The 19,749-nt window shown below is 71.8% G+C and carries 20 protein-coding genes; 8 read left to right on the forward strand and 12 right to left on the reverse strand.

The window, feature by feature from the left end:
* Window positions 1–121: 121 nt before the first annotated feature.
* Window positions 122–844: a peptidyl-tRNA hydrolase gene (locus QQM72_RS31850; protein WP_314224301.1), complete on the reverse strand. Its 723-nt coding sequence runs from the start codon at window positions 842–844 to the stop codon at window positions 122–124.
* A 57-nt stretch (window positions 845–901) separates the two neighbouring features.
* Between QQM72_RS31850 and QQM72_RS31855 the strand changes: the two genes are divergently transcribed.
* Complete coding sequence (locus QQM72_RS31855; protein WP_314224302.1) at window positions 902–1,762, forward strand: ABC transporter ATP-binding protein; 861 nt, start codon at window positions 902–904, stop codon at window positions 1,760–1,762.
* Entirely contained in the window at window positions 1,759–2,430 is a 672-nt protein-coding gene (locus QQM72_RS31860; protein ID WP_314224303.1) for an ABC transporter, read from the forward strand. Before QQM72_RS31855 ends, QQM72_RS31860 begins: the two co-directional genes overlap by 4 nt.
* Window positions 2,431–2,883: 453 nt before the next feature.
* Here the strand turns inward: QQM72_RS31860 and QQM72_RS31865 are convergent, their stop codons facing one another.
* Entirely contained in the window at window positions 2,884–3,072 is a 189-nt protein-coding gene (locus tag QQM72_RS31865) for a hypothetical protein (protein WP_314224304.1), read from the reverse strand.
* Window positions 3,073–3,185: 113 nt separating this feature from the next.
* Window positions 3,186–4,040 (reverse strand): polysaccharide deacetylase family protein, encoded by an 855-nt coding sequence (locus QQM72_RS31870; protein WP_314224305.1) that lies wholly within the window; start codon window positions 4,038–4,040, stop codon window positions 3,186–3,188.
* A gap of 483 nt (window positions 4,041–4,523) precedes the next feature.
* Between QQM72_RS31870 and QQM72_RS31875 the strand changes: the two genes are divergently transcribed.
* Both QQM72_RS31875 and QQM72_RS31880 read left to right on the forward strand, forming a co-directional pair.
* Window positions 4,524–5,297, forward strand: a complete 774-nt coding sequence (locus QQM72_RS31875; protein ID WP_314224306.1) for a maleylpyruvate isomerase N-terminal domain-containing protein — start codon at window positions 4,524–4,526, stop codon at window positions 5,295–5,297.
* A 29-nt stretch (window positions 5,298–5,326) separates the two neighbouring features.
* Window positions 5,327–5,905, forward strand: a complete 579-nt coding sequence (locus QQM72_RS31880; protein ID WP_399079474.1) for a transposase — start codon at window positions 5,327–5,329, stop codon at window positions 5,903–5,905.
* 15 nt (window positions 5,906–5,920) lie between these two features.
* On the opposite strand, the gene QQM72_RS31885 is transcribed toward QQM72_RS31880, so the two are convergent.
* The 6 genes from QQM72_RS31885 to zapE form a co-directional block, all read right to left on the reverse strand.
* Entirely contained in the window at window positions 5,921–7,294 is a 1,374-nt protein-coding gene (locus QQM72_RS31885; protein ID WP_314224307.1) for an alkaline phosphatase PhoX, read from the reverse strand.
* 90 nt (window positions 7,295–7,384) lie between these two features.
* Window positions 7,385–8,221 (reverse strand): slipin family protein, encoded by an 837-nt coding sequence (locus QQM72_RS31890; RefSeq protein WP_314224308.1) that lies wholly within the window; start codon window positions 8,219–8,221, stop codon window positions 7,385–7,387.
* A 126-nt stretch (window positions 8,222–8,347) separates the two neighbouring features.
* Complete coding sequence (locus QQM72_RS31895) at window positions 8,348–9,850, reverse strand: SulP family inorganic anion transporter (protein ID WP_314224309.1); 1,503 nt, start codon at window positions 9,848–9,850, stop codon at window positions 8,348–8,350.
* A complete protein-coding gene (locus QQM72_RS31900; RefSeq protein ID WP_171400094.1) occupies window positions 9,847–10,428 on the reverse strand; it encodes a carbonic anhydrase in 582 nt (193 codons plus the stop codon). The genes QQM72_RS31895 and QQM72_RS31900 overlap by 4 nt, the downstream gene beginning before the upstream one ends.
* A gap of 90 nt (window positions 10,429–10,518) precedes the next feature.
* Window positions 10,519–10,932 (reverse strand): hypothetical protein, encoded by a 414-nt coding sequence (locus QQM72_RS31905; protein WP_314224310.1) that lies wholly within the window; start codon window positions 10,930–10,932, stop codon window positions 10,519–10,521.
* Between the two features lie 183 nt (window positions 10,933–11,115).
* A complete protein-coding gene (gene zapE, locus QQM72_RS31910) occupies window positions 11,116–12,222 on the reverse strand; it encodes a cell division protein ZapE (RefSeq protein ID WP_314224311.1) in 1,107 nt (368 codons plus the stop codon).
* Window positions 12,223–12,259: 37 nt separating this feature from the next.
* Here zapE and QQM72_RS31915 point away from each other — a divergent pair, with 37 nt between their 5' ends.
* From QQM72_RS31915 to msrB, 4 genes are all read left to right on the forward strand, one after another.
* On the forward strand, window positions 12,260–13,099 hold the full coding sequence (locus QQM72_RS31915) for a pyrimidine reductase family protein (protein WP_314224312.1): 840 nt from the start codon (window positions 12,260–12,262) through the stop codon (window positions 13,097–13,099).
* Window positions 13,100–13,289: 190 nt separating this feature from the next.
* Window positions 13,290–13,763: an indole-3-glycerol phosphate synthase gene (locus QQM72_RS31920; RefSeq protein ID WP_314224313.1), complete on the forward strand. Its 474-nt coding sequence runs from the start codon at window positions 13,290–13,292 to the stop codon at window positions 13,761–13,763.
* A 196-nt stretch (window positions 13,764–13,959) separates the two neighbouring features.
* The gene (gene murC / locus QQM72_RS31925; RefSeq protein WP_314224314.1) at window positions 13,960–15,345 is read left to right on the forward strand and encodes a UDP-N-acetylmuramate--L-alanine ligase; all 1,386 of its coding nucleotides are present in this window, start codon (window positions 13,960–13,962) and stop codon (window positions 15,343–15,345) included.
* A gap of 13 nt (window positions 15,346–15,358) precedes the next feature.
* On the forward strand, window positions 15,359–15,769 hold the full coding sequence (msrB, locus tag QQM72_RS31930; protein WP_314224315.1) for a peptide-methionine (R)-S-oxide reductase MsrB: 411 nt from the start codon (window positions 15,359–15,361) through the stop codon (window positions 15,767–15,769).
* A gap of 57 nt (window positions 15,770–15,826) precedes the next feature.
* Here msrB and QQM72_RS31935 read toward each other — a convergent pair whose 3' ends face one another.
* From QQM72_RS31935 to QQM72_RS31945, 3 genes are all read right to left on the reverse strand, one after another.
* Entirely contained in the window at window positions 15,827–16,840 is a 1,014-nt protein-coding gene (locus QQM72_RS31935; RefSeq protein WP_314224316.1) for a lysylphosphatidylglycerol synthase transmembrane domain-containing protein, read from the reverse strand.
* Window positions 16,841–17,526: 686 nt separating this feature from the next.
* On the reverse strand, window positions 17,527–18,987 hold the full coding sequence (locus QQM72_RS31940) for a sensor histidine kinase (RefSeq protein WP_314224317.1): 1,461 nt from the start codon (window positions 18,985–18,987) through the stop codon (window positions 17,527–17,529).
* Window positions 18,984–19,676, reverse strand: a complete 693-nt coding sequence (locus QQM72_RS31945) for a response regulator transcription factor (RefSeq protein ID WP_078615461.1) — start codon at window positions 19,674–19,676, stop codon at window positions 18,984–18,986. The genes QQM72_RS31940 and QQM72_RS31945 overlap by 4 nt, the downstream gene beginning before the upstream one ends.
* Window positions 19,677–19,749: the final 73 nt, after the last annotated feature.

Genomic DNA, 19,749 nt, shown 5'->3' on the forward strand with positions numbered 1-19,749 from the left:
CCACCTGGAGGCGGCAGATGCGGCTCCAGCAGTAACCACTCGCGATTCGTCAGATCCCCCCGACCCATGACCCAACCAACGAGCGACCAGTCAGAAAGTCACATGATCCGCCGGACAGAACCTAGCGGGCCCGCAGGGCCGGGTGGTCGGCGACCACCGTGCAACTGCCCGGCGCGATCTCGGTGAACCCGGCATCCCGCACCAACGGCAGCCCGCTCCCCGTCAGCTCACGCCACCGTCGTGGATCCGCGGTCCGCACGGCGAGCGGAAAACCCGCCTCGCGCCAGGCGGTCCGCTCCGCGTCCGACAACTCCCACCAGGCGAGCTGCGCGCCGTGCCCGGCCTGCGCCATCGCCTTGCCCGCGGACATGCCGACCTCCGGGTTCTGCCAGATCACCGGAGCCGTCGGGTCGATGCCGACCGGAGGCTCCGGATCCTCGAGATCGGTTCCGGAAACCTGGAGCTTCGCCAGGTCCTTGGGCCAGCCGTCCAGCGGAACAGGCGGGAAAACCCTTACTTCCGCCGCCTTGCCCGTGACCGTGATGCCGGGCAGCGCCTCCGCCCGCCGCCACTCGGCGCCCCGCGCCCGCCGCACCACCTTGCGGATCCGGGCGTCCTGCCAGTCCCGCACGTCCGCCGCCCACTCGCCCTCGCCCAGCGCACGCTCGTCGGCGAGGAGGGTCAGCACGGCGCGCGCGGCCGTCTCCAGCGCGTCCGTGCGCGCCGGCGGGTCGGCACGCTCGATACGGACCACCAAGGGCAGGACGAACTGCGGCGCCTCGTCCCGTGTCGAACGCTCGGAACGGAAAGGGCTGTCGCCGGGAACGGCCGGATCACTGGTCACGTCCTCCAGTCTGCCAGGTGGAAGATCCCCGCAGCCGCGAGTGAAAGGACGGTCCGCATGCCACGTGAGCTACGGCTGGAGGCCGTGGGCCGCCGCTACGGCCTGCGCGGCCCCTGGGTGTTCCGCGACGTGCACCTGAACCCGACGCCCGCCACCCTCACCCGCATCGAGGGCCCCAACGGCACCGGGAAGTCCACCCTGCTCCGCCTCCTCGCCCGCGTCGACTCCCCGACCGAGGGCAAGGTCACCGGCGCTCCCCGAACCGCGTACGTTCCCGAACGTTTCCCCGCCGCCCTCCCCTTCACCGCCCTCGGCTACCTCACCCACCTCGGCGCGGTCCACGGCCTGTCCCGTGCGGCGGCCGAGCGCGCCGCGGGCGACTGGCTGGACCGCTTCGGCGCCACCGCACACGCCCACACCCCGATGAGCCGCCTGTCCAAAGGCAGCAGCCAGAAGGTCGCCGTGGCACAAGCGCTCCTCGCCGAACCGGAGTTGCTGATCCTGGACGAGGCCTGGACCGGACTCGACAACGACGCGCGCGCCGAACTCGAACGTGCCGTCGCCGAGCGGACCGCCGCCGGATCGGCCGTCGTCTTCGTGGACCACGACCCCCGCCGCCTCGCCGGGCGGGCGGACGCCGAGTACACGGTCCGCGACGGCGCGCTCCACCGCCGTACCGAAGCGGCACCGGCCACCGCCCCCGACGGCCCGCACATGATCATCGAGGTGCGCGGCCCGACCGCCCCGCTCCCACCGGAGGCCCTCCGCCTGGCCACGACCACCGAGGAGACGGCCGACCGCACCCACCGGCTCACCGTCCCCGCATCCCACTCCGACGTCCTGCTCCGCGCGCTGCTGACCGCCCGCCCGCCGTGGCACGTGGTGAGCGTCCGTCAGGACGGGAGCCGCCACCGATGACCGCCCTCCTGCGCTATCAGACCGCCCTGCTCCTGCGCTCGCAGCGCTGGCTGCCGCCGTTCCTCCTCTACGCCGTCTTCCTGGGCGTGGGCGTGCAGGGAGGTCAACCGCTGCTGGACTCGCTCGGCTACACGGCAGCGTTCCTGCTGCCCGTCGCGGCCTGGCTGGTGCGGATCTGCGTCAGCAACGAGCCACCGGCCGCCCGCACCGTCGTCGCGGCGGCGGCCGGACCCGGGCGTGCGCACCTGGCCTGTCTCCTGGTCGCGCTGACCACGGCCGTCGTGTTCGGTACGACGGCGACGGTGACGGTCACGTTCATCAGCGATCCCGTCGGCGGTAACCACGACAAGCGCGTGCCGGTCCTGGAGGCCGCCGGCGCCGGACTGCTCGCCGTCCTGACCTGCGCCCTGATCGGCGCGGCCGTGGGCGCGCTCACCGCCTGGCCCGTGCTGCGCTCGCCCGGCCGCGCGGTCCCCGCACTGCTGCTGGCGACCCTGTTGGCGCTGGTGGTAACCGGTTCCCCGGCGCAGGCGGCGGTGAGCGGCCTGGTCAGCGGCTCCCAGTCGGCGACCATCCATGTCCCGCTCCTGCCCGTGGCCGCGGCAGCCCTACTGAGCGCGGTAGCGACGGCCGTGGCGTGCGCGCTTACGTCACGGCGATCGCGGTGAGGAGATCGCCGTGAGGAGGGGGGGAGGCCGGAGGTCGGGCAAGCGGTTACGCGGTTTACGCAGCAGCGAAACGAACGGGCGTCGGTGATGTGCCCAGGTAACCGATTGTGGGGGTCGGCGAGCGAGCGGGCGCCGGTAACCGATTGCGCGTCCATGAGGCGACCACGCGTGGGTAACCGGTTACGGGTCGATGGGACGACCACACGCGGGTAACCGATTACGCGTCCGGGGGGCGATCACGCCGCCCGGTAACCGATCTCGAATCAGCGGCTGGGCACCGTCGACGGCGCACCCGCCGGCAATCGGTCGCTTGCGGGCAGGTAACCGGCTACCCATCCGGAAAGTATCCGGTCGCGCGGAGCGAACGGGCTCCGCGAGTGCACGGGCTCCGCGAGCGAGCGGTGACCGCGGGCAAGCGGTGACCGCGGACAGAAGGGCACTTTGGGCAACCGGTTACCCCGAGCACGCAGTCCGCTGCGCCTCCTGCCACTCGCACACCGGGCACAGCGTGATCCCCTTGTACGACTCCGGATGCTCCGTCGGCTTCCGGCACAGCACGCACTCCGCGTACGGCGGCCCGTCGGCCCTGGGCGGCGTGGTCGCGTCGATCAGGCAGTACTCCCGGTCACTGTCGTCGCTCATCCCTCCAGCGTACGTAAGCGATGACGACGTACGAGTCCGAACGCCGGCCGACGTGCGAGGCGCGCGCGGGGTCCAGGTGGCCTGCGGGGTCGGCTCGGTCGGGCGTACGGGGTTCAGCGCCGTCCGCTCGCCGCCCCGATCAGTTCGGACACCTTCACGAACCGGTACCCCTGACGGCGCAGCTCCGGGACGACCGCCCGCACCGCCCGCTCGGTCGTCGGGGCGGCGCTGCGCGTGCAGTGCATGACGACGACGGAGCCGGGCCGTACCCCCTCCAGCACCTGCCGGGCCACCGCGTCCGCGTCGGTCGCGAACGCGTCCCCGCTCACCACGTCCCACTGCACCGCGGTCACGCCCATGCCGCTCACCGCGCGCAGCGCCCGCCGGTCGTAGCAGCCGCCGGGGAAACGGAAGTAGGGCATCGCGTCCGGTACCCCGGCCTTGCGGAAGGCCGTGAACGCCCGCTCCACATCCGCGCGCATCCTCTCCTCGGGGACGGTCGGCAGGCCGTAGCAGTCGTCGGTGAAGGCGTAGTGGCTGTAGGAGTGGTTGGCGACCTCGAAGCCCTGGTCGTGGCCGAGGGAGCGGGCCTGGTCCGGGTACTCCTCGGCCCAGCGGCCGGTCATGAACACGGTGGCCGGCACCTTCAGCGCGCGCAGTGCCGCGATCAGCCCCGGGTTGTCGAAGTGTTCGCCGGCCGCGGCGCGGGCTCCCTGGTCGGCGGTCATGTCGGCGTCGAAGGTGAGGGCGACCCTCTTGCCGGCGGTGCGGGGCGCGTTGCTGAACACGGGTGTGAGACCGGCCGGACCGGGGGCCAGCGTGGGGGGCCGGGCGGGGGCGAGGGAAGCGTGCGCGGGGGCGGCCGGACGCGCGGCACGTGATGTGTGGGGGGTGCCGCAGGCGGTGAGGGGGGCGAGCGCGGCCCCGAGAGCGCAGAGGGCGGCGAGGCGGCGTACGGGAAGGATCATCGTATGAAGTTATGAGGGTTGCGCCAGCATTTATGGCGATATCTGACCGCGCCTCCGGTCGTTCACCCGCCCGGGCTCTCGGCCCCCGGGAAGCGCCCGGGCGGGCGGGGCGCGCAATGTTCGCCTCAGCGGAGTTTCCCGTGACGTCACATCGGGGTCGACCGGCCCGGGAGCTGCCCCGCCTGGAGCTGCCCCGCCTGGAGCTGCCCCGCCGGGAGCTGCCCCGCCGGGAGCCGGGAGCCGGGAGCCGGGAGCCGGACGCCGGGAGCCGGACGTCGGACGTCGGACGTCGGACGTCGGACGTCGGACGTCGGACGTCGGACGTCGGTCAGGGCCCGGCCGCGCGGGGCCCCTGACCTCGTGGATCCGGACCGGGGGCCGTCCTGGCGATCATGAGCGGAGCCAGCTGACGAGTGCTGCGGCGGTGACGGTGTCGGACAAATTCGCTACCCCGCGGCCGGAGCGCCGTGATACACAACCGCCGTGCGAAACATCTTGGAGTTCCCCGAGGTCCTGCGGCTGATCGAAGACCGCTCGGCCGCGTTCCGCGCTGCGATCGCGTCCGCCCCCGACCTCGACGTCCAGGTCCCGACCTGCCCGGACTGGACGCTGCGCGAACTGGCGCAGCACCTCGGTGACGGCCGCCGCCGCCAGGCCGCCATCGTCGCGGCGGGCCCGGGCGCTGAGCCCCCGGCGAGGACGGACCCGAAGGGCGCCCCGACCGCGCCCCGCGATCACGAAGCCCTGGACGCCTGGCTCGCCGAGTCGACCGAGCTCATGCTCGACGCGATGCGCGAGGCCGGCCCGGACCGCGGCTGCTGGACCTGGTGGGGCCGCTCGCAGGCCCCGGAGAACAGCGGAGCCGTGGCCCGGCACCAGATCCAGGAGCTCGCCGTCCACACCTACGACGCCCAGCTCACCCAGGGCGCCGCACAGCCGCTGCCGACGGACGTCGCGGTCGAGGGCGTCGACGAGTTCCTGACGACCGTCTCGGCGACGACCGTCCCCTGGCCGTTCAAGCCGGCAACCATCGACCTGCACACGACCGAGGGCCGCTGCTGGCGCCTGACCCTCGACGCCGACGGCGTCCGCTGCGACGACCTCGCCGCAGACGCGGAGCCGGGCGACATGGCGATGCGAGGCGCGGCGAGCGAACTGGTCCTCTACTTCTACGCGCGCGTCCCGCTCGACGGCCTGGAGACCACCGGCGACACCGAGCCCATGGAGCAGCTCGCAGACTGGGACCCGAACGCGTAAATCGCGCACTTGTGACGCATCTGTCGCCGGTGCGCGCGCTCCTGCGGGCGCCACTGGCCCAGGGTTGCGGACATCGCGCGGCTGCGGGCAGGCTGCGGGCCTGCTGTTCACGGGCTAAAGGCGCACCTGCCGGCGGCTGCCGCTGCACTGGGGGACACTGCGCGGTGCCGGTGCCGCTGTTCAAGGGCGAAGGGCTCTCGGTCGTCCTGACGCCCGGTCAGCGGGCCGACTGTACCCAGCTCGAAGCTGTCGTGGAACGGATCCGGGTGTTCCGCCCGGCCAACGGCCGGCCTCGCACGACACCCGACAGCGTCAGCGCCGACAAGGGCTACAGCAACCGTCGCACCCGCGCCCACCTGCGTGGACGCGGGATCCGGCACGTCATCCCGGAGAAAGCCGACCAAGCGGCCGGCCGTCTGCGGCGCGGGAGCACCGGTGGCCGGCCACCCGGCTTCGACAAGGAGTGGTACGCCGAGCGCAACGCTGTCGAGCGGGCGATCGACAAGCTGAAACAGTTCCGCGCGGTCGCGACCCGATACGACAAACGCGCCTACGTCGCCCTCGGCACCGTCCCCGCCGCAGCACTCGTCAGCCGGCCCCGTTCATGATCGCCAGGACAGCCCCTAGCGCCGCCAGGGCCCCGTGACGGCGAAGGTCGTCCCTGGGGTGTAGCAGTTGACGTACATCGTGTCGCCGTCGGGGGAGAAGGTGACGCCGGCGAACTCGCCCCACTCCGGGGCCTGCGGCGTTCCGATGTTCTGGCGGCCCCGCGCCATCGCGTACACCTCGCCGCCCCTGGTCACGCCGAAGACGTGCTGGGCGCCGTTGCCGTCCTCGCAGACCATCAGGCCGCCGCTGGGCGCCAGGCAGATGTTGTCCGGGGACTCGCCCGGGAGCTGGATGTCCGTGTCCGGGCCGAAGACGATGACGAGGGTGAGGCGGCGGACCTTCGGGTCGTACCGCCAGATCTGGCCGAAGTGGTCGGCCGCCGAGCCGTCCGAGCCGCGCGCGAACGACGAAACGAAGTACACGCACCGCCCGCCCCAGTAACAGCCCTCGAGCTTCTGGGCGTGGGTGATGCCCTTCGGGCCGAAGTCCTGGAGGCGGACCGGGGTTTCGACGGCGAGGGGGTCCGGTACGTCGACCCACTCGATGCCGTCGAAGGTGGCGCCCGTCTCCTGGATCGAGGACAGGTCCGGCACGCCGGGAACACGCATCGCCTGGAGGCGGCCGCCCGCGCGCAGCGAGCCTGCCCCGCCCAGCGGTTTCTTCGGGAGGAAGCGGTAGAAAAGGCCGAACGGCTCCAGAAACGCGTCCTCGGTTTCGTAAACGATTCCGAGACGTGGGTCGACGGCGATCGCCTCGTGCTGGAAGCGGCCCATCGTGGTCAGCGGGACGGCCCCGCTGCGGCGCGGGTCGGACGGGTCGACCTCGAAGATGAAGCCGTGATCCTTTGTGTAACCGTTTGTGCCGGCTTTGTCCTCGGTCTCCTCGCAGGTCAGCCAGGTGTGCCACGGGGTGGGCCCGCCCGCGCAGTTGACGGCCGTACCGGCGATGGCCACCCGCTCGGCGAGCACGTTGTTCCGGGAGTCCAGCGTCAGGGCGGTACAGCCGCCCTTGCCCGCCGGGTCGTAGGTCAGGCCCTCGACCGTGGGGACGGGGAACTTCGCCGTGGGGCGGTTCTCGTGGTTGCGGACCAGGTGGACGCGGCCGCCCCGGCCCGGCAGGGCGGTCATGCCGTCGTGGTTCGAGGGCACCGGGCCCTCGCCGGAGCGCAGCGGGTCGCCCTCGCGGGAGAGGACGCGGTAGCGGAAGTGCGCGGGAAGGTCGAGCAGGCCGTCCTTGTCGGGTACGAGAGGGCCGTAGCCGTCGTGGCCGAGGCCCTGCGCGGCGGCCGTGCCCGCGAAGAGATCGGAGAGGGCGCCGGTGAACGCGATGCTCGCACCCACTCCCAGGGCACCGGTACCGGCGAGGATCTGACGTCGTGTCGCAGACATGGGGAAACCTTCCTGCTGGCGGACAGGAACTGTGATCCCGCTGTGTCTATCACCCGGAGTGCGCCCCGGGAACCACGCGCGTAGCTCGTGTCACTTCTCCACGTCCTTCGGGGAGGGTGGCGGTGCAGGCGGCAGCGGCGGTTGTGGCTGTGGCTGTTGTGGGAGCGGTTGCTGGGCCTTTTCCAGGAAGCGCAGCAGTTCGACCGGGAACGGCAGGACGAGGGTGGAGTTCTTCTCGGCGGCGACCGCCACCACCGTCTGGAGCAGCCGCAGCTGGAGCGCGGCGGGCTGCTCGGACATCTCCTTCGCCGCCTCGGCGAGCTTCTTCGACGCCTGGAGCTCGGCGTCGGCGTTGATGATCCGCGCCCGCCGCTCACGGTCGGCCTCGGCCTGCCGGGCCATCGAGCGCTTCATCGTGTCCGGCAGGGACACGTCCTTGATCTCCACCCGGTCGATCTGCACGCCCCAGCCGATGGCGGGGCTGTCGATCATCAGTTCCAGGCCCTCGTTGAGCTTCTCCCGGTTCGACAGCAGGTCGTCCAGCTCGCTCTTGCCGATGATGGACCGCAGCGAGGTCTGCGCCATCTGCGAGACGGCGAAGCGGTAGTCCTCGACGTTGATGACCGCGGCGGCGGCATCCACCACCCGGAAGTACACCACCGCGTCGACCCGCACGGTCACGTTGTCGCGGGTGATGCCCTCCTGGGCGGGGATGGGCATCGTCACGATCTGCATGTTGACCTTGCGCAGCCGGTCCACGGCCGGGACGACCAGCGTGAACCCCGGCTGACGGACCTCGCCGCGCAGCCGGCCGAGCCGGAGGACGACCCCGCGTTCGTACTGCTTGACGACCCGCGCAGCCGCCCCCACGTACACGAGGCCTCCTGCGGCGACCGCCGCGGCGACGCCCAGCAGCTCCTGGAGCATGACGACCTCCTCGGCAAGAGGACCGTAAGAGCGTTTCCGTCTGCTTCTGTCTGTCCTGTAACGATATGCCCGCTGTCCGGCCCGGGGCCACGCCCCGAGTCCCGGGCCGGACAGGGGCTGGGCGGGCTACACGGTCGTCACGGGTTCCGTGACCTTCACCGGCTCCGTGCCGACCGCGCTGTGCCGTTCGGCCCAGGTCTCCAGCGCCGTACGGCAGGCGTGGTCGAGATGGTGCAGACCGGAGAGGTCCAGTTCGACGGGGCGGTCCTGCGGGAGTGCCTCCAGGTTGTCGAGGATCTTCGGCAGACGCAGGAACGTCGCGTTGCCCGACAGATGGGCCTGGACGGGGCCGGCGCCCTTGTCGACGATCTCCAGCCTGATGTGCGAGGCCTCCCAGGCCGTCTTGGCCACGGCGAGTGCGAGACCGATCAGCACGCCCTCGAACATGCTGACCACGACGATCGACACGGCCGTGACGACCAGGATCAGCGCCTCGCCGCGGTGCTCGCGCCACAGCCCCACGAGTCCCCGCACGGGCACGAGCTTGGCGCCCGCGTGCACGAGGATGCCGGCCAGCGCCGGGACGGGTATGTACGCCAGCACGTTCGGCAGCAGGGCCGCGAACAGCAGCAGCCACACGCCGTGCAGGACACGGGACGCCTTGGTCCGCGCGCCGGCCTGCACGTTGGCCGCGCTGCGCACGATCACCGCGGTCATCGGCAGCGCGCCGAGGGCCCCGCAGATCGCGTTGCCCGCGCCCTGTGCCATCAGCTCCTTGTCGTACTCGGTGCGCGGACCGTCGTGCAGCCGGTCCACCGCAGCCGCGCTGAAAAGCGACTCGGCGGACGCGATCAGGGTGAACGCGACGATCGTGCCGAGCAGGCCGACGTGTGCCAGCTCGCCGAAGGAGCTCAACGACGGCGGCTGGACGGAACCGAGCAGGCCCTGCACCTCGACCGTGGCCACGGGCAGGTTCAGCAGCAGGGAGGCGAGTGTGGCCAGGCCCACCGCGGCGAGTGGGCCGGGCACCGTACGCACCTTCGCCGGCAACCGCTTCCACAACACGAGCACCGCGATGGTGCCGGCGCCGATCGCGAGCGAGGCCAGCGCGGAGGTACGGCCGACCGCGTCCACGACGGCCTCGGGCAGTCCGGTGATCTTCCCGAGGCCGGACGACGGCGCCTTGGCGCCCGCCATCGAGTACAGCTGACCGGCGATCAGCACCAGGCCGATTCCGGCCAGCATGCCCTCGACGACCGAGACCGAGATGGCCCGGAAGTAGCGGCCCAGTTTCAGGGCGCCCATGGCGAGCTGGAGGACGCCCGTGGCGAGGACGATCACTCCGAGGGCGGGCAGGCCGAACTCCTGCACCGCCTCGAAGACCAGCACGGTCAGTCCGGCCGCCGGACCGGACACCTGGAGCGAGCTGCCCCGCAGCAGACCGGTGACGATGCCGCCGACGATGCCGGTGACGAGCCCGAGCTCGGCCGGCACGCCGGAGGCCACGGCCACGCCCACGCACAGCGGCAGCGCGACCAGGAAGACGACGAGGGAGGCGGCGAAGTCCTGCTTGAGGTGGGGGAACCGGGATATTCGCCCGGCGGGCCGCTGGCCCGTCGCGGCGCTCACAGGGCCTCGAAACCGTCGGTGTCGACGCGGTGTTCGCGTACGGCGCCGGTGTGCACCTCGTAGTACCAGCCGCGCACCCGCAGCCGGCCGTCGGCCAGCCGCTTCTCCACGCACGGGTAGGAGCGCAGCCGCAGCAGCTGGGCGAGGACATGGTTCTGCACCGCCCGCATGACCGTGGGGTCGTCGGGGTCGGCGGTCCCCGGTTCGTCCGCGGCGTGCGCGAGCCAGTCGCGTACGGCGGGGACGCCGTCGAGGTCGTCGCCGCGCACCAGCGCGCCGACGGCACCGCAGTGCGAGTGGCCGCAGACGACGACGTCCTGGACGCCGAGCACCTCCACGGCGTACTCGATGGTGGCCGCCTCGCCGGTGGGGCGGTCCGAGCCATAGGGGGGAACGATGTTGCCCGCGGTGCGCAGCTCGAAGAGCTCGCCGGGACGGGCGCCCGTGATCAGGGCGGGAACGACCCGCGAGTCGGAGCAGGTGATGAACAGGACCTGGGGGGACTGGCCGTCTGCGAGTTTGGCGAACTCCTCAGGGCGCTGTCCGAACGTACGGGCGTTGTCGATGAGGGGCTGCATGACGTGGTGACTCCTCCTGGCGCGCCGTGGGGGCGCGTCGGACGTGCAGGACACAGGACAGGTGGGGGACTGCTGTTCTGCTCTGCTCTCTCAGCAGCGGAAGACCTGGAGGGCCGCCGGAGAGTGGGCCGCCGAGGATCTCGACGGGCGGTGGTGGGCGTCGCCGGGCCGGGGCGGCTGATGCGCGGCCGCGGGATCGTGTGCCAGCAGCGCGCGCTCGGGCTCCTGGGGCGTCGAGGCGGCCGGCGCGGAGGTGGTGGCGCGGTGGCGGTCGCGGGTGCGCAGCGGGTCTGCGGGGCCGCCGGAGCGGCCGCAGTCGCGGAACGTGACGACCTCGTGGCGCATCGCTTTGCCGGAGTGTTTGATTCCGGGCTGGGTCTTGGCCTCGACCTGACGCACGGTGTGCGCGTGTGCGAACGGTGGGGCGGGTGCGAAGAACGGGAGGGCGAGCAGGACGGCGGCGAGGACCGAGAGGACGGTCCGGGTCGTCGTACCTCGGAACATGCGCCCCCCTTCGGTCCGTTCACGTTTCTAGTCCAGACCAACGGTTGGTCAACCACTGGTCAAGAAACACGTTAACCCTGCAAGGTTGTTTGCAGGGTTAACTCGACGTTGCGAGATGAAGTGCGCCTCAAAAGGGAGGGATTCTTGGCGCGAACAGGCTCTTGACCCGACGGCCAAGATCGTTTAGTGGGGTTCGACGAGTCGTTTGGCGTCGCGGGCCAGCGCGGTGAGCCGGGAGATCGCGCGGAAGTACTTCTTGCGGTAGCCGCCGTTCAGCATCTCCTCGCTGAACAGCCGGTCGAAGGGGAGCCCGGAGGCCAGGACCGGGACCTCGCGGTCGTAGAGCCGGTCGGCCAGGACGACCAGCCGCAGAGCCGTGGACTGGTCGGGCACCGCCCCCACGTCCGTCAGGCAGACCGCCTTCAGGCCATCCGTCAGCGCGCCGTAGCGGCTCGGGTGGACCTTGGCGAGGTGCTCCAGCAGATGCGGGAAGTCGTCGAGCGAGGCGCCCTCGGTGGCGTAGGCCGCCTTCGTCACCTGTTCGTCGGAGTACGGCGCCGGCGCGTCCGGCAGGCCGCGGTGGCGGTAGTCCTCGCCGTCGATGCGCAGCGCGCGGAAGTGCGCGGACAGGCCCTGGATCTCGCGCAGGAAGTCGGCCGCCGCGAACCGGCCCTCGCCGAGCCTGCCCGGGAGCGTGTTGGAGGTGGCGGCGAGCGCGACGCCCGCCTCGACCAGCTTGCCGAGCAGTGTCGAAACCAGGACGGTGTCGCCCGGGTCGTCCAGCTCGAACTCGTCGATGCACAGCAGCCGGTGCCCGGAGAGGGTCCGTACCGTCTGCTGGAAGCCGAGGGCGCCGACCAGGTTGGTCAGCTCGACGAAGGTGCCGAAGGCCTTGAGAGCGGGCTCCGCCGGGGTGGCGTGCCACAGGGACGCCAGCAGGTGCGTCTTGCCGACGCCGTAGCCGCCGTCCAGATAGACGCCGCGCGGCCCGGCGGGGACCTTGGGCGCCTTGGACCTGCCGAAGCCGAGGAACCCCCGCTTCGCGCCGCCGGTGGCGTGCGCTCCGCCGAGTCCGGTCGCGAACCCCTCCAGAACGCCGACCGCCTCGGTCTGGCTGGGCTGGTTCGGATCCGGGATGTAGGTGCTGAAACGGACCGAGTCGAAGCGTGGCGGCGGCACCATCTCGGCGACCAGCCGGTCCGCGGGGACATGCGGCTGGCGGGTGCAGAGGGACACCGGGGCCGCGTCGGCTATCGGGCTGAGGCCGGGGGCGGAGGACGAGGACGACACGGTTCCCCATGCTACGGGGCGTGCCAGACTGCCTGGCATGCGACGGCTGTTCCCTGTGACCGACCAGACAGCGACGACCGATTCCGGCGGCAGGCCGCCCGGGGTCCCCGGCGAGGGCGTCGGCGAAGGAGGTGGGGCGGCCCAGGACCGCGAGTGGAGCCTCGACGAGCTCGCCGACGCCTACGCGTACCCCGAGCCCGGACCCGGCGAGCCGGGGCCCTGGCTGCGGGCCAACATGGTGTCCACGCTCGACGGCGCCGCCCAGCACGACGGGCGCTCCCAGGCCATCTCCACCGCCACCGACATGCGGATCTTCGGCACGCTGCGCGGGCTGGCGGACGTGGTGGTCGTGGGCGCGGAAACGGTACGTCTGGAGGGGTACCGTCCCGCACGCGCGCGTGCCGGGTTCGCTGCGCGGCGCGAGGCGGCCGGGCAGGGTCCCGCGCCGGCCGTCGCGGTGGTGACCGCGAGCCTCGACCTGGACTTCTCGCTCCCCCTCTTCACCTCGCCGCTGGTCCCCACCCTGATCCTGACCGGCGCCGCGGCGGCCCCCGACAGGGTCGCGGCCGCGGAGAAGGCGGGCGCGCGTGTGGTGATCGCCGGTGACGGCACGGGCGTCGAGCCGGACCGGGTCGTCAGGGCGCTCGCCGGGCTCGGGCACACCCGGCTGCTGACGGAGGGCGGGCCCCGCCTGCTGGGTCAGTTCGTGGCCGCCAGGGTGCTGGATGAGCTCTGTCTGACCGTCTCCCCGATGCTCGCCGCCGGTGACGCGCAGCGGATCGCGGGCGGCCCGTCGGTCGCGGTTCCCCGGCGATTCGCGCTGGTCTCCCTCCTGGAGGAGGAGGGTTTCCTGTTCGGCAGGTATCGACGGCCGTGATACGGATAGGGGTTCGATCGGCGCCGCCGGTCCCGAAAGGGCGGAATCGACCGTTCCGTTTGGCGTCCGGCGGGCACACTGAATCTCGCAGTCCCCGTGCGCACACGGGGAAGGATGGTTTCCGCAGGGCCGCCGACGGCCCACGGAGGAGAGAGGGCCACGGGGGTCCTCGAAGGAGAATGGGGCGCTGGTGTTCACAAGCGTTTTGATGATCGAGAAGGCCCTGACGTCCGCCGACGTGGAGTTCGTCAGCACCTTGCACGGGGACGAGCCGGTCACCTTCCAGGTGCTGCTCCAGCCACGCGGCGACCAGGCGGACCGCTTGCTGCGGGCCATCGACGACGTGGCTCTCGGCGAACTGGACGAGGCGGCGCGGGAGGGCGAGACGCCCGAGGGCGACGAGGCCACGGGGTTCGGCGTACGGGCCCTGGAGGTGTCCTTGCAGGCTCTGCACGCGGCGGGTCACGACGCGGTCGGACGCCTTGTCGAGGACCATCCGCTGGACGCGCTGAAGTCCCTGGTGGCGGAGACGGGGGCGGACGAGGTGATCGTGCTGACCGACCCCCACTACGTCGAGGAGTTCTTCCACCGGGACTGGGCCTCCCGGGCGCGGCACAAGGTGGGGGTCCCGGTGCTGAAGCTCTTCTCCCACAGCAAGGCCTGAGCGCGATCCTGTGACGGGCTTCCTGTGATGGGTCGGTGCGGGTGCGGCTGCGGCTGCGGATGCGCTGTGGCTGCTCCCGCCCGCGCCGCGCGGTCGTCCATCCATACGGCCCCGCGCCCCTGGGTGGGTGCGGTGAGCCTCGCGCAATAGGGTGGGGGCGCACCGAACCGTCGTAGCGCACCCTGGGAGAACACGCATGGCACCCGGCCTTCCTACCGCCATGGACCGACCGCACTTCATCGGCATCGGTGGGGCGGGGATGTCGGGGATCGCGAAGATCCTGGCTCAGCGCGGCGCGAAGGTGGCCGGCAGCGACGCCAAGGAGTCCGAGACCGCGGCGGCGCTGCGGGCGCTCGGGGCGACCGTGCACATCGGCCACGCCGCCGGCCATCTGGCCGACGACGCCAGCTGTGTCGTCGTGTCGTCGGCGATCCGCGCGGACAACCCTGAGCTGGCCCGCGCGGCCGAGCTGGGGATCCCGGTGGTCCACCGCTCGGACGCGCTCGCCCGGCTGATGGACGGGACGCGCCCGATCGCCGTCGCGGGCACGCACGGCAAGACGACCACCACGTCCATGCTCGCGGTGTCGCTGTCCGAGCTGGGCCTCAACCCCTCGTACGCGATCGGCGGCGACCTTGACGCGCCCGGTTCCAACGCGCTGCACGGCGAGGGCGAGATCTTCGTCGCCGAGGCGGACGAATCGGACCGCAGCTTCCACAAGTACGCGCCCGAGGTCGCCATCGTCCTCAACGTCGAGCTGGACCACCACGCGAACTACGCCTCGATGGACGAGATCTACGCGTCCTTCGAGACCTTCGCCCAGAAGATCGTGCCCGGCGGCACCCTGGTGATCGCCGCCGACCACGAGGGCGCGCGGGAGCTGACCCGGCGGGTCGGGGGTGTGCGGGTGGTGACCTACGGCGAGGCCGAGGACGCCGACGTGCGGGTGCTGTCCGTCGTCCCGCAGGGGCTGAAGAGCGAGGTGACCGTGCTGCTCGACGGGCAGCGGCTCACCTTCACGGTCTCCGTGCCCGGCCGCCACTACGCGCACAACGCCGTCGCCGCGCTGGCCGCAGGCGTCGCCCTGGGCGTCCCGGCCGCGGAACTGGCCCCCGCCCTCGCCGCGTACACGGGCGTCAAGCGCCGGCTCCAGCTCAAGGGCGAGGAGGCGGGCGTCCAGGTCATCGACTCCTACGCCCACCACCCGACGGAGATGACGGCCGACCTGGAGGCGATGCGCGCGGCGGTCGGCGACGCCCGCATCCTCGTCCTCTTCCAGCCGCACCTGTTCTCCAGGACCCAGGAGCTCGGCAAGGAGATGGGGCAGGCGCTGGCCCTCGCGGACGCCTCCGTCGTCCTCGACATCTACCCCGCCCGCGAGGACCCGATCCCGGGCGTGACCAGCGAGCTGATCATCGACGCTGCCCGGGCGGCGGGCGCGGACGTGACCGCGGTGCACGACAAGGACCTGGCACCGGAGGCCGTGGCGGGAATGGCGAAGGCGGGTGATCTCGTTCTCACCATGGGCGCGGGCGACGTGACGGACCTGGGCCCGCGCATTCTGGACCGTCTTTCCCAGTAAGGGGCTGAGGCTCATGTCGTACGACGTCGAAAAGCCGGACGAGCAGTGGCGGACGGAGCTGACCCCGGGCGAGTACGCCGTACTGCGGCAGGCCGCGACCGAGCCCGCGTTCACCGGTGAGTACACCGACACCAAGGCCGAGGGCGTCTACTCCTGTCGCGCCTGCGGTGCCGAACTGTTCACCTCGGAGACCAAGTTCGACTCCCACTGCGGCTGGCCGTCCTTCTTCGACCCGAAGGACACCGACGCCGTCGAGCTCATCGAGGACCGCTCGCACGGGATGCTGCGCACCGAGGTGCGGTGCGCCCGGTGCGGTTCGCACCTCGGACACGTGTTCGCGGGCGAGGGGTATGCGACCCCGACCGACCAGCGGTACTGCATCAACAGCATCTCGCTGCGGCTGGCGACGGACGGCGAGGGCTGACGGGAGGGGCTGACGGCGAGGCCGGACGGCGGAGGCTGGCGGCGAGGGCTTTACGGCTCACAGGTGCTTGCGTTGTACGAGCGCCGAGAGCACCAGCATCCCGGGCAGCAGCGGAAGCCACACCGTCAGCACCCGGTAGCCGATGACCGTCGCCGTCGCGAGGGGCAGCGGGGTGCCGTAGCCGGCCAGCGTGAGGACCAGGGCCGCGTCGACCGGGCCGATACCGCCGGGTGCGGGGACGGCGCCGGCCGCGGTGCTTGCCGCGAGGAACGCGAAGAGCAACTGCGGCCAGGACAGGGGCAGGCCCAGCGCCGTTCCCACCGAGGCCACCACGCTCGCCTGGATCAGCGGCGCCGCGACCGCTCCGCCCCACAGGGGGAGGAAGCGGGCGGGGCGGGTGTGCAGACGCCGGGCATCGGTGAGGGCCGTACGGACGAAGTTCAGGGCGGGGCCGCGCAGCGGCCTTACGAGAACGAGTAGCGCCGCGGTCGCCGCGGGGGCCAGCAGAAGGCCCGCGGCGGCCAGGAGCAGCGTCCGTCCCTCCGGGAGAAGCCTGGCGGGAGGTACGGCGCTGGGCGCGGCGAGCAGGAAGATCAGCACAACGGGTGTCTTGGCCACAGCTCTGACCAGGGAATACAGGGCGATCGAGGCGGTGGCGCGGGGGAGTGCGACGCCCTGGCGTCGCAGGAAGCGGACCGTGACCGCGTGGGCGCCGATGCTCGCGGGCAGTATGTGGTTCGCGGCGCCCGCGGCGATCTGGGAGGCCACCAGCAGACCAGGTGGCAGCCGGTCCGGGATCGCCCCCTGGCGGACGCAGGCCGCGGCGACCGAGCCCAGACAGGTGAAGAGGAGCCCGACCAGCAGCCACCAGGGGTCGGCGGTGGCGAGCAGGGCGGTGCCGTCTCGCACGGCGTGCCAGTCGATCACCGCCCACACCGCGAGCAGCAGGACCGGGGACAGGGTGAGGGCCCGGCGGGTGGCGGTGGCGGCCAGGGGGCGGCGGCGGTCTTCCGCGAGCGGGGGCCGGGGCGGCGGCGGGGACGCGGGGTCGTCGAGGGGCAGCAGGGACACGGCGCACGTCGTCCTTCCGCGTCGTGACCGCGCGCGGCGGTGAGACGGATCGGGCCTGGGGAGGGGACGGGGAAGTCGTTCCCCTCCGGTGTGACGGTGCGGTGTCCGTAAGCCGACGGAGCGCGGGCCGAAGGGCGACCGCAGTGCGGTGATACGGGATGCCGTGCGGCTGGAGCTGTGAGGCGAGGTGCGGTGAGGCGTTGTGCGGTGCCGTGAGGCGGGGTGCCGTGCTGCCCTGAGGCGGGGGGAGGTGCGGTGGGGCTGTGGGATTTCTGCCCGTACCCCCCGGAGTTCATCCCGGGCACGCCCCGAGGTTCACCGGCCCGCAGTACGGGGTGCCCTCTCCGCGCGCGCCGGTCGGTCGCCTACGGGGGTGAGGAAAATTGTTTCCGCCACGTCGGAAGAGCAGCTCAGCCCAGTTCAGTTCTTCTCAGCTCTGTGGAAACCAACTCGCTCCCGTGCCAGGCCATTCCACAACCGTTGATCGTTGCGGTTGCGGTTGCGGTTGCGGTTGCGGTTGCGGTTGCGGTTGCCGCGGGCGCGGTGCGGTGCCGTGCCGTGCCGTGCGCAGAGCCTCCCGGATCACCGATTCTTCGCGTTACCGCGTTACCGCGTTACCGCGTCACCGCGTTACCGCGTCACCGCGTCACCGCGTCACCGCGTCACCGCGTCACCGCGTCACCGCGTTACCGGTCTGCGGCGTCCCGCCCGGCCGTGACCGGTCCCCTCGGCAGCGTCACCGTGAAGACCGTGACCCCCTCCATGTCGTCCAGCTCCAGTGTGCCCCCGTGTGCCCGCACCAGGGACCGGGCGACCGACAGGCCGAGGCCGCTGCCGCCGCGGTCACGGCTACGGGCCTTGTCGACGCGGTAGAACCGGTCGAAGACGCGGTCGTGGTCGCCCGGCGGGATGCCGGGGCCCTTGTCGGTGACGTGGATGCGTGCCGTGTCCGGCGAGACGGCGACCTCGACGCGGACCGCGGTGCCGGCCGGGGTGTGCACGGCCGCGTTGGTGAGGAGGTTGTCCAGGACCTGGCGGACGCGGTGCGGGTCCATCCGCAGCGGTACGGCGACCGGGCCGGTGGACACCGTCAGCGGATGGCCGGGGTGACTGGCGCGGAACGCGTCGGCAGCCTGCTCGACCAGCTCCACCAGGTCGGCGTTCTCCATCCGCAGGGGCGTCTCGACCTCGGCCGCGTCCAGGCGGGCGAGCAGCAGGAGATCGTCGAGGAGAAAGCCCATCCGGGCGGCCTCGGCGCGCAGCCGGGCCAGGTGCTTGTCACGTTCCTCGGGCGCGTTGGCGGGCGCGTACTGGAAAAGGTCCGCGTAACCGCGTACTGACATCAGAGGCGTGCGGAGTTCGTGCGAGGCGTCGGCGACGAAGCGGCGCAGGCGCTGTTCGGCTTCCGCGCGCACCGCCAGGGAGTCGTCGATGTGCTGCAACATCGTGTTGAAGGCGGTGCGCAGCTCCTCGACCTCCGGACCGCCGCCGGGGGCGTCCGCGCGCAGATGCAGCCGGGAAGCCGACTCGCTCAGGTCGTGCGAGGCGATGCCGTGCGCGGTGTGCGCCATGTCGCTCAACGGTTTCAGACCGTGTTTCAGCATCCGTCGGCCGAACACCACGAGCGCGAGCAGGGCGAGGCCGAAGGCGACCACCTGCATGGTGATCAACTGGCGCACGGTGCCGTCGATGTCCTCCGTCGGCGCGGCACTGACCAGCACGACACCGGGCGAGACCTCGCAGGCGCGCAGCAGATAGGTGCCCTCGCCGTCGATCCGTACCGTGCGGGTGACGTCGGCGTCGACATCCTCCATCCGCCGGGCCAGGGCGGTGAGCGCCGTGGTGTCCGCAGGCACGTCCGCGGGCTTGCGCAGCACGGCCGACCCCGCGGAGACGTCGTACACGGCCGTGTACCAGCCGTAGTACGGCTTGCGCTCCACGATGCCGTGCGCCTTGGCGTCCTTGGACTGCACGACCTGGACCAGCTTGATCTGGTCACGCAGCTGATGGTTCAGATAGTCCTGCATGTACATGGTCAGCGTGGCGCCGACCACCGCGAACACGACCAGCGACAGCGCGCCCAGGCCGAGCGCCAGCCGGGTGCCGAGCCGCAGTCTGCGGTACGCGTGCCGGAAGCGGCCGATCACTCGGCCGCCTGCCGTATCACGTACCCGAAACCGCGCACCGTCTGGATCAGCGGGTCGTCGCCCGTCGTGTCGAGCTTGCGGCGCAGTCGGCTGACGACCAGTTCGACGACGTTGGAACGGCCGCCGAAACCGTATTCCCACACATGGTCGAGGATCTGAGCCTTGGTGAGCACGGTCGGCGACTTCCGCATCAGATAGCGCAGCACCTCGTACTCGGTGGGGGTGAGCGTCAGCAGCTTTCCGCCGCGCCGGACCTCCCGGGTGTCCTCGTCCATGGTCAGGTCCGACACGCGCAGCACGGAGCGCTGGACACCGGGACCGGCGCTGCGCCGCAGCACGGTCCGCAGCCGGGCCATCAGCTCCTCCACGGCAAACGGTTTCACCAGATAGTCGTCCCCGCCCCGGGTCAGCCCCGCGACCCGGTCGGCGACCCCGTCGCGTGCTGTCAGGAACACCACCGGCACCATCGTCCCGCTGTGCCGCAGCCGGTCGAGCACGCCGAAGCCGTCGATGTCGGGCAGCATCAGGTCGAGCACCACGATGTCGGGGTGGAAGTCGGCGGCGCGGCGCAGCGCCTCCGCACCCGAGTTCGCGGTGACCGCGTCCCAGCCTTCGTAGCGGGCGACCGTCGCCACGAGATCGGCGATCGGCGGGTCGTCGTCCACAACAAGGAGTCGTACTTTTTCCACCTGCTCATAGTGCGCCACGCACCCCGCAGCGCCAGACCCGCGTCTCGCGTGCGCGCGAATCGATAAGATCTTG

Source organism: Streptomyces zaehneri (assembly GCF_032248645.1).
Lineage (GTDB): Bacteria > Actinomycetota > Actinomycetes > Streptomycetales > Streptomycetaceae > Streptomyces > Streptomyces coriariae.

Coding starts and splice junctions, on each gene's coding strand:
- QQM72_RS31855 (WP_314224302.1), top strand. CDS start 902: ATGCCACGTGAGCTACGGCTGGAGGCCGTGGGCCGCCGCTACGGCCTG.
- QQM72_RS31860 (WP_314224303.1), top strand. CDS start 1,759: ATGACCGCCCTCCTGCGCTATCAGACCGCCCTGCTCCTGCGCTCGCAG.
- QQM72_RS31865 (WP_314224304.1), bottom strand. CDS start 3,072: ATGAGCGACGACAGTGACCGGGAGTACTGCCTGATCGACGCGACCACG.
- QQM72_RS31870 (WP_314224305.1), bottom strand. CDS start 4,040: ATGATCCTTCCCGTACGCCGCCTCGCCGCCCTCTGCGCTCTCGGGGCC.
- QQM72_RS31885 (WP_314224307.1), bottom strand. CDS start 7,294: ATGTCTGCGACACGACGTCAGATCCTCGCCGGTACCGGTGCCCTGGGA.
- QQM72_RS31890 (WP_314224308.1), bottom strand. CDS start 8,221: ATGCTCCAGGAGCTGCTGGGCGTCGCCGCGGCGGTCGCCGCAGGAGGC.
- QQM72_RS31900 (WP_171400094.1), bottom strand. CDS start 10,428: ATGCAGCCCCTCATCGACAACGCCCGTACGTTCGGACAGCGCCCTGAG.
- QQM72_RS31905 (WP_314224310.1), bottom strand. CDS start 10,932: ATGTTCCGAGGTACGACGACCCGGACCGTCCTCTCGGTCCTCGCCGCC.
- QQM72_RS31915 (WP_314224312.1), top strand. CDS start 12,260: ATGCGACGGCTGTTCCCTGTGACCGACCAGACAGCGACGACCGATTCC.
- murC (WP_314224314.1), top strand. CDS start 13,960: ATGGCACCCGGCCTTCCTACCGCCATGGACCGACCGCACTTCATCGGC.
- msrB (WP_314224315.1), top strand. CDS start 15,359: ATGTCGTACGACGTCGAAAAGCCGGACGAGCAGTGGCGGACGGAGCTG.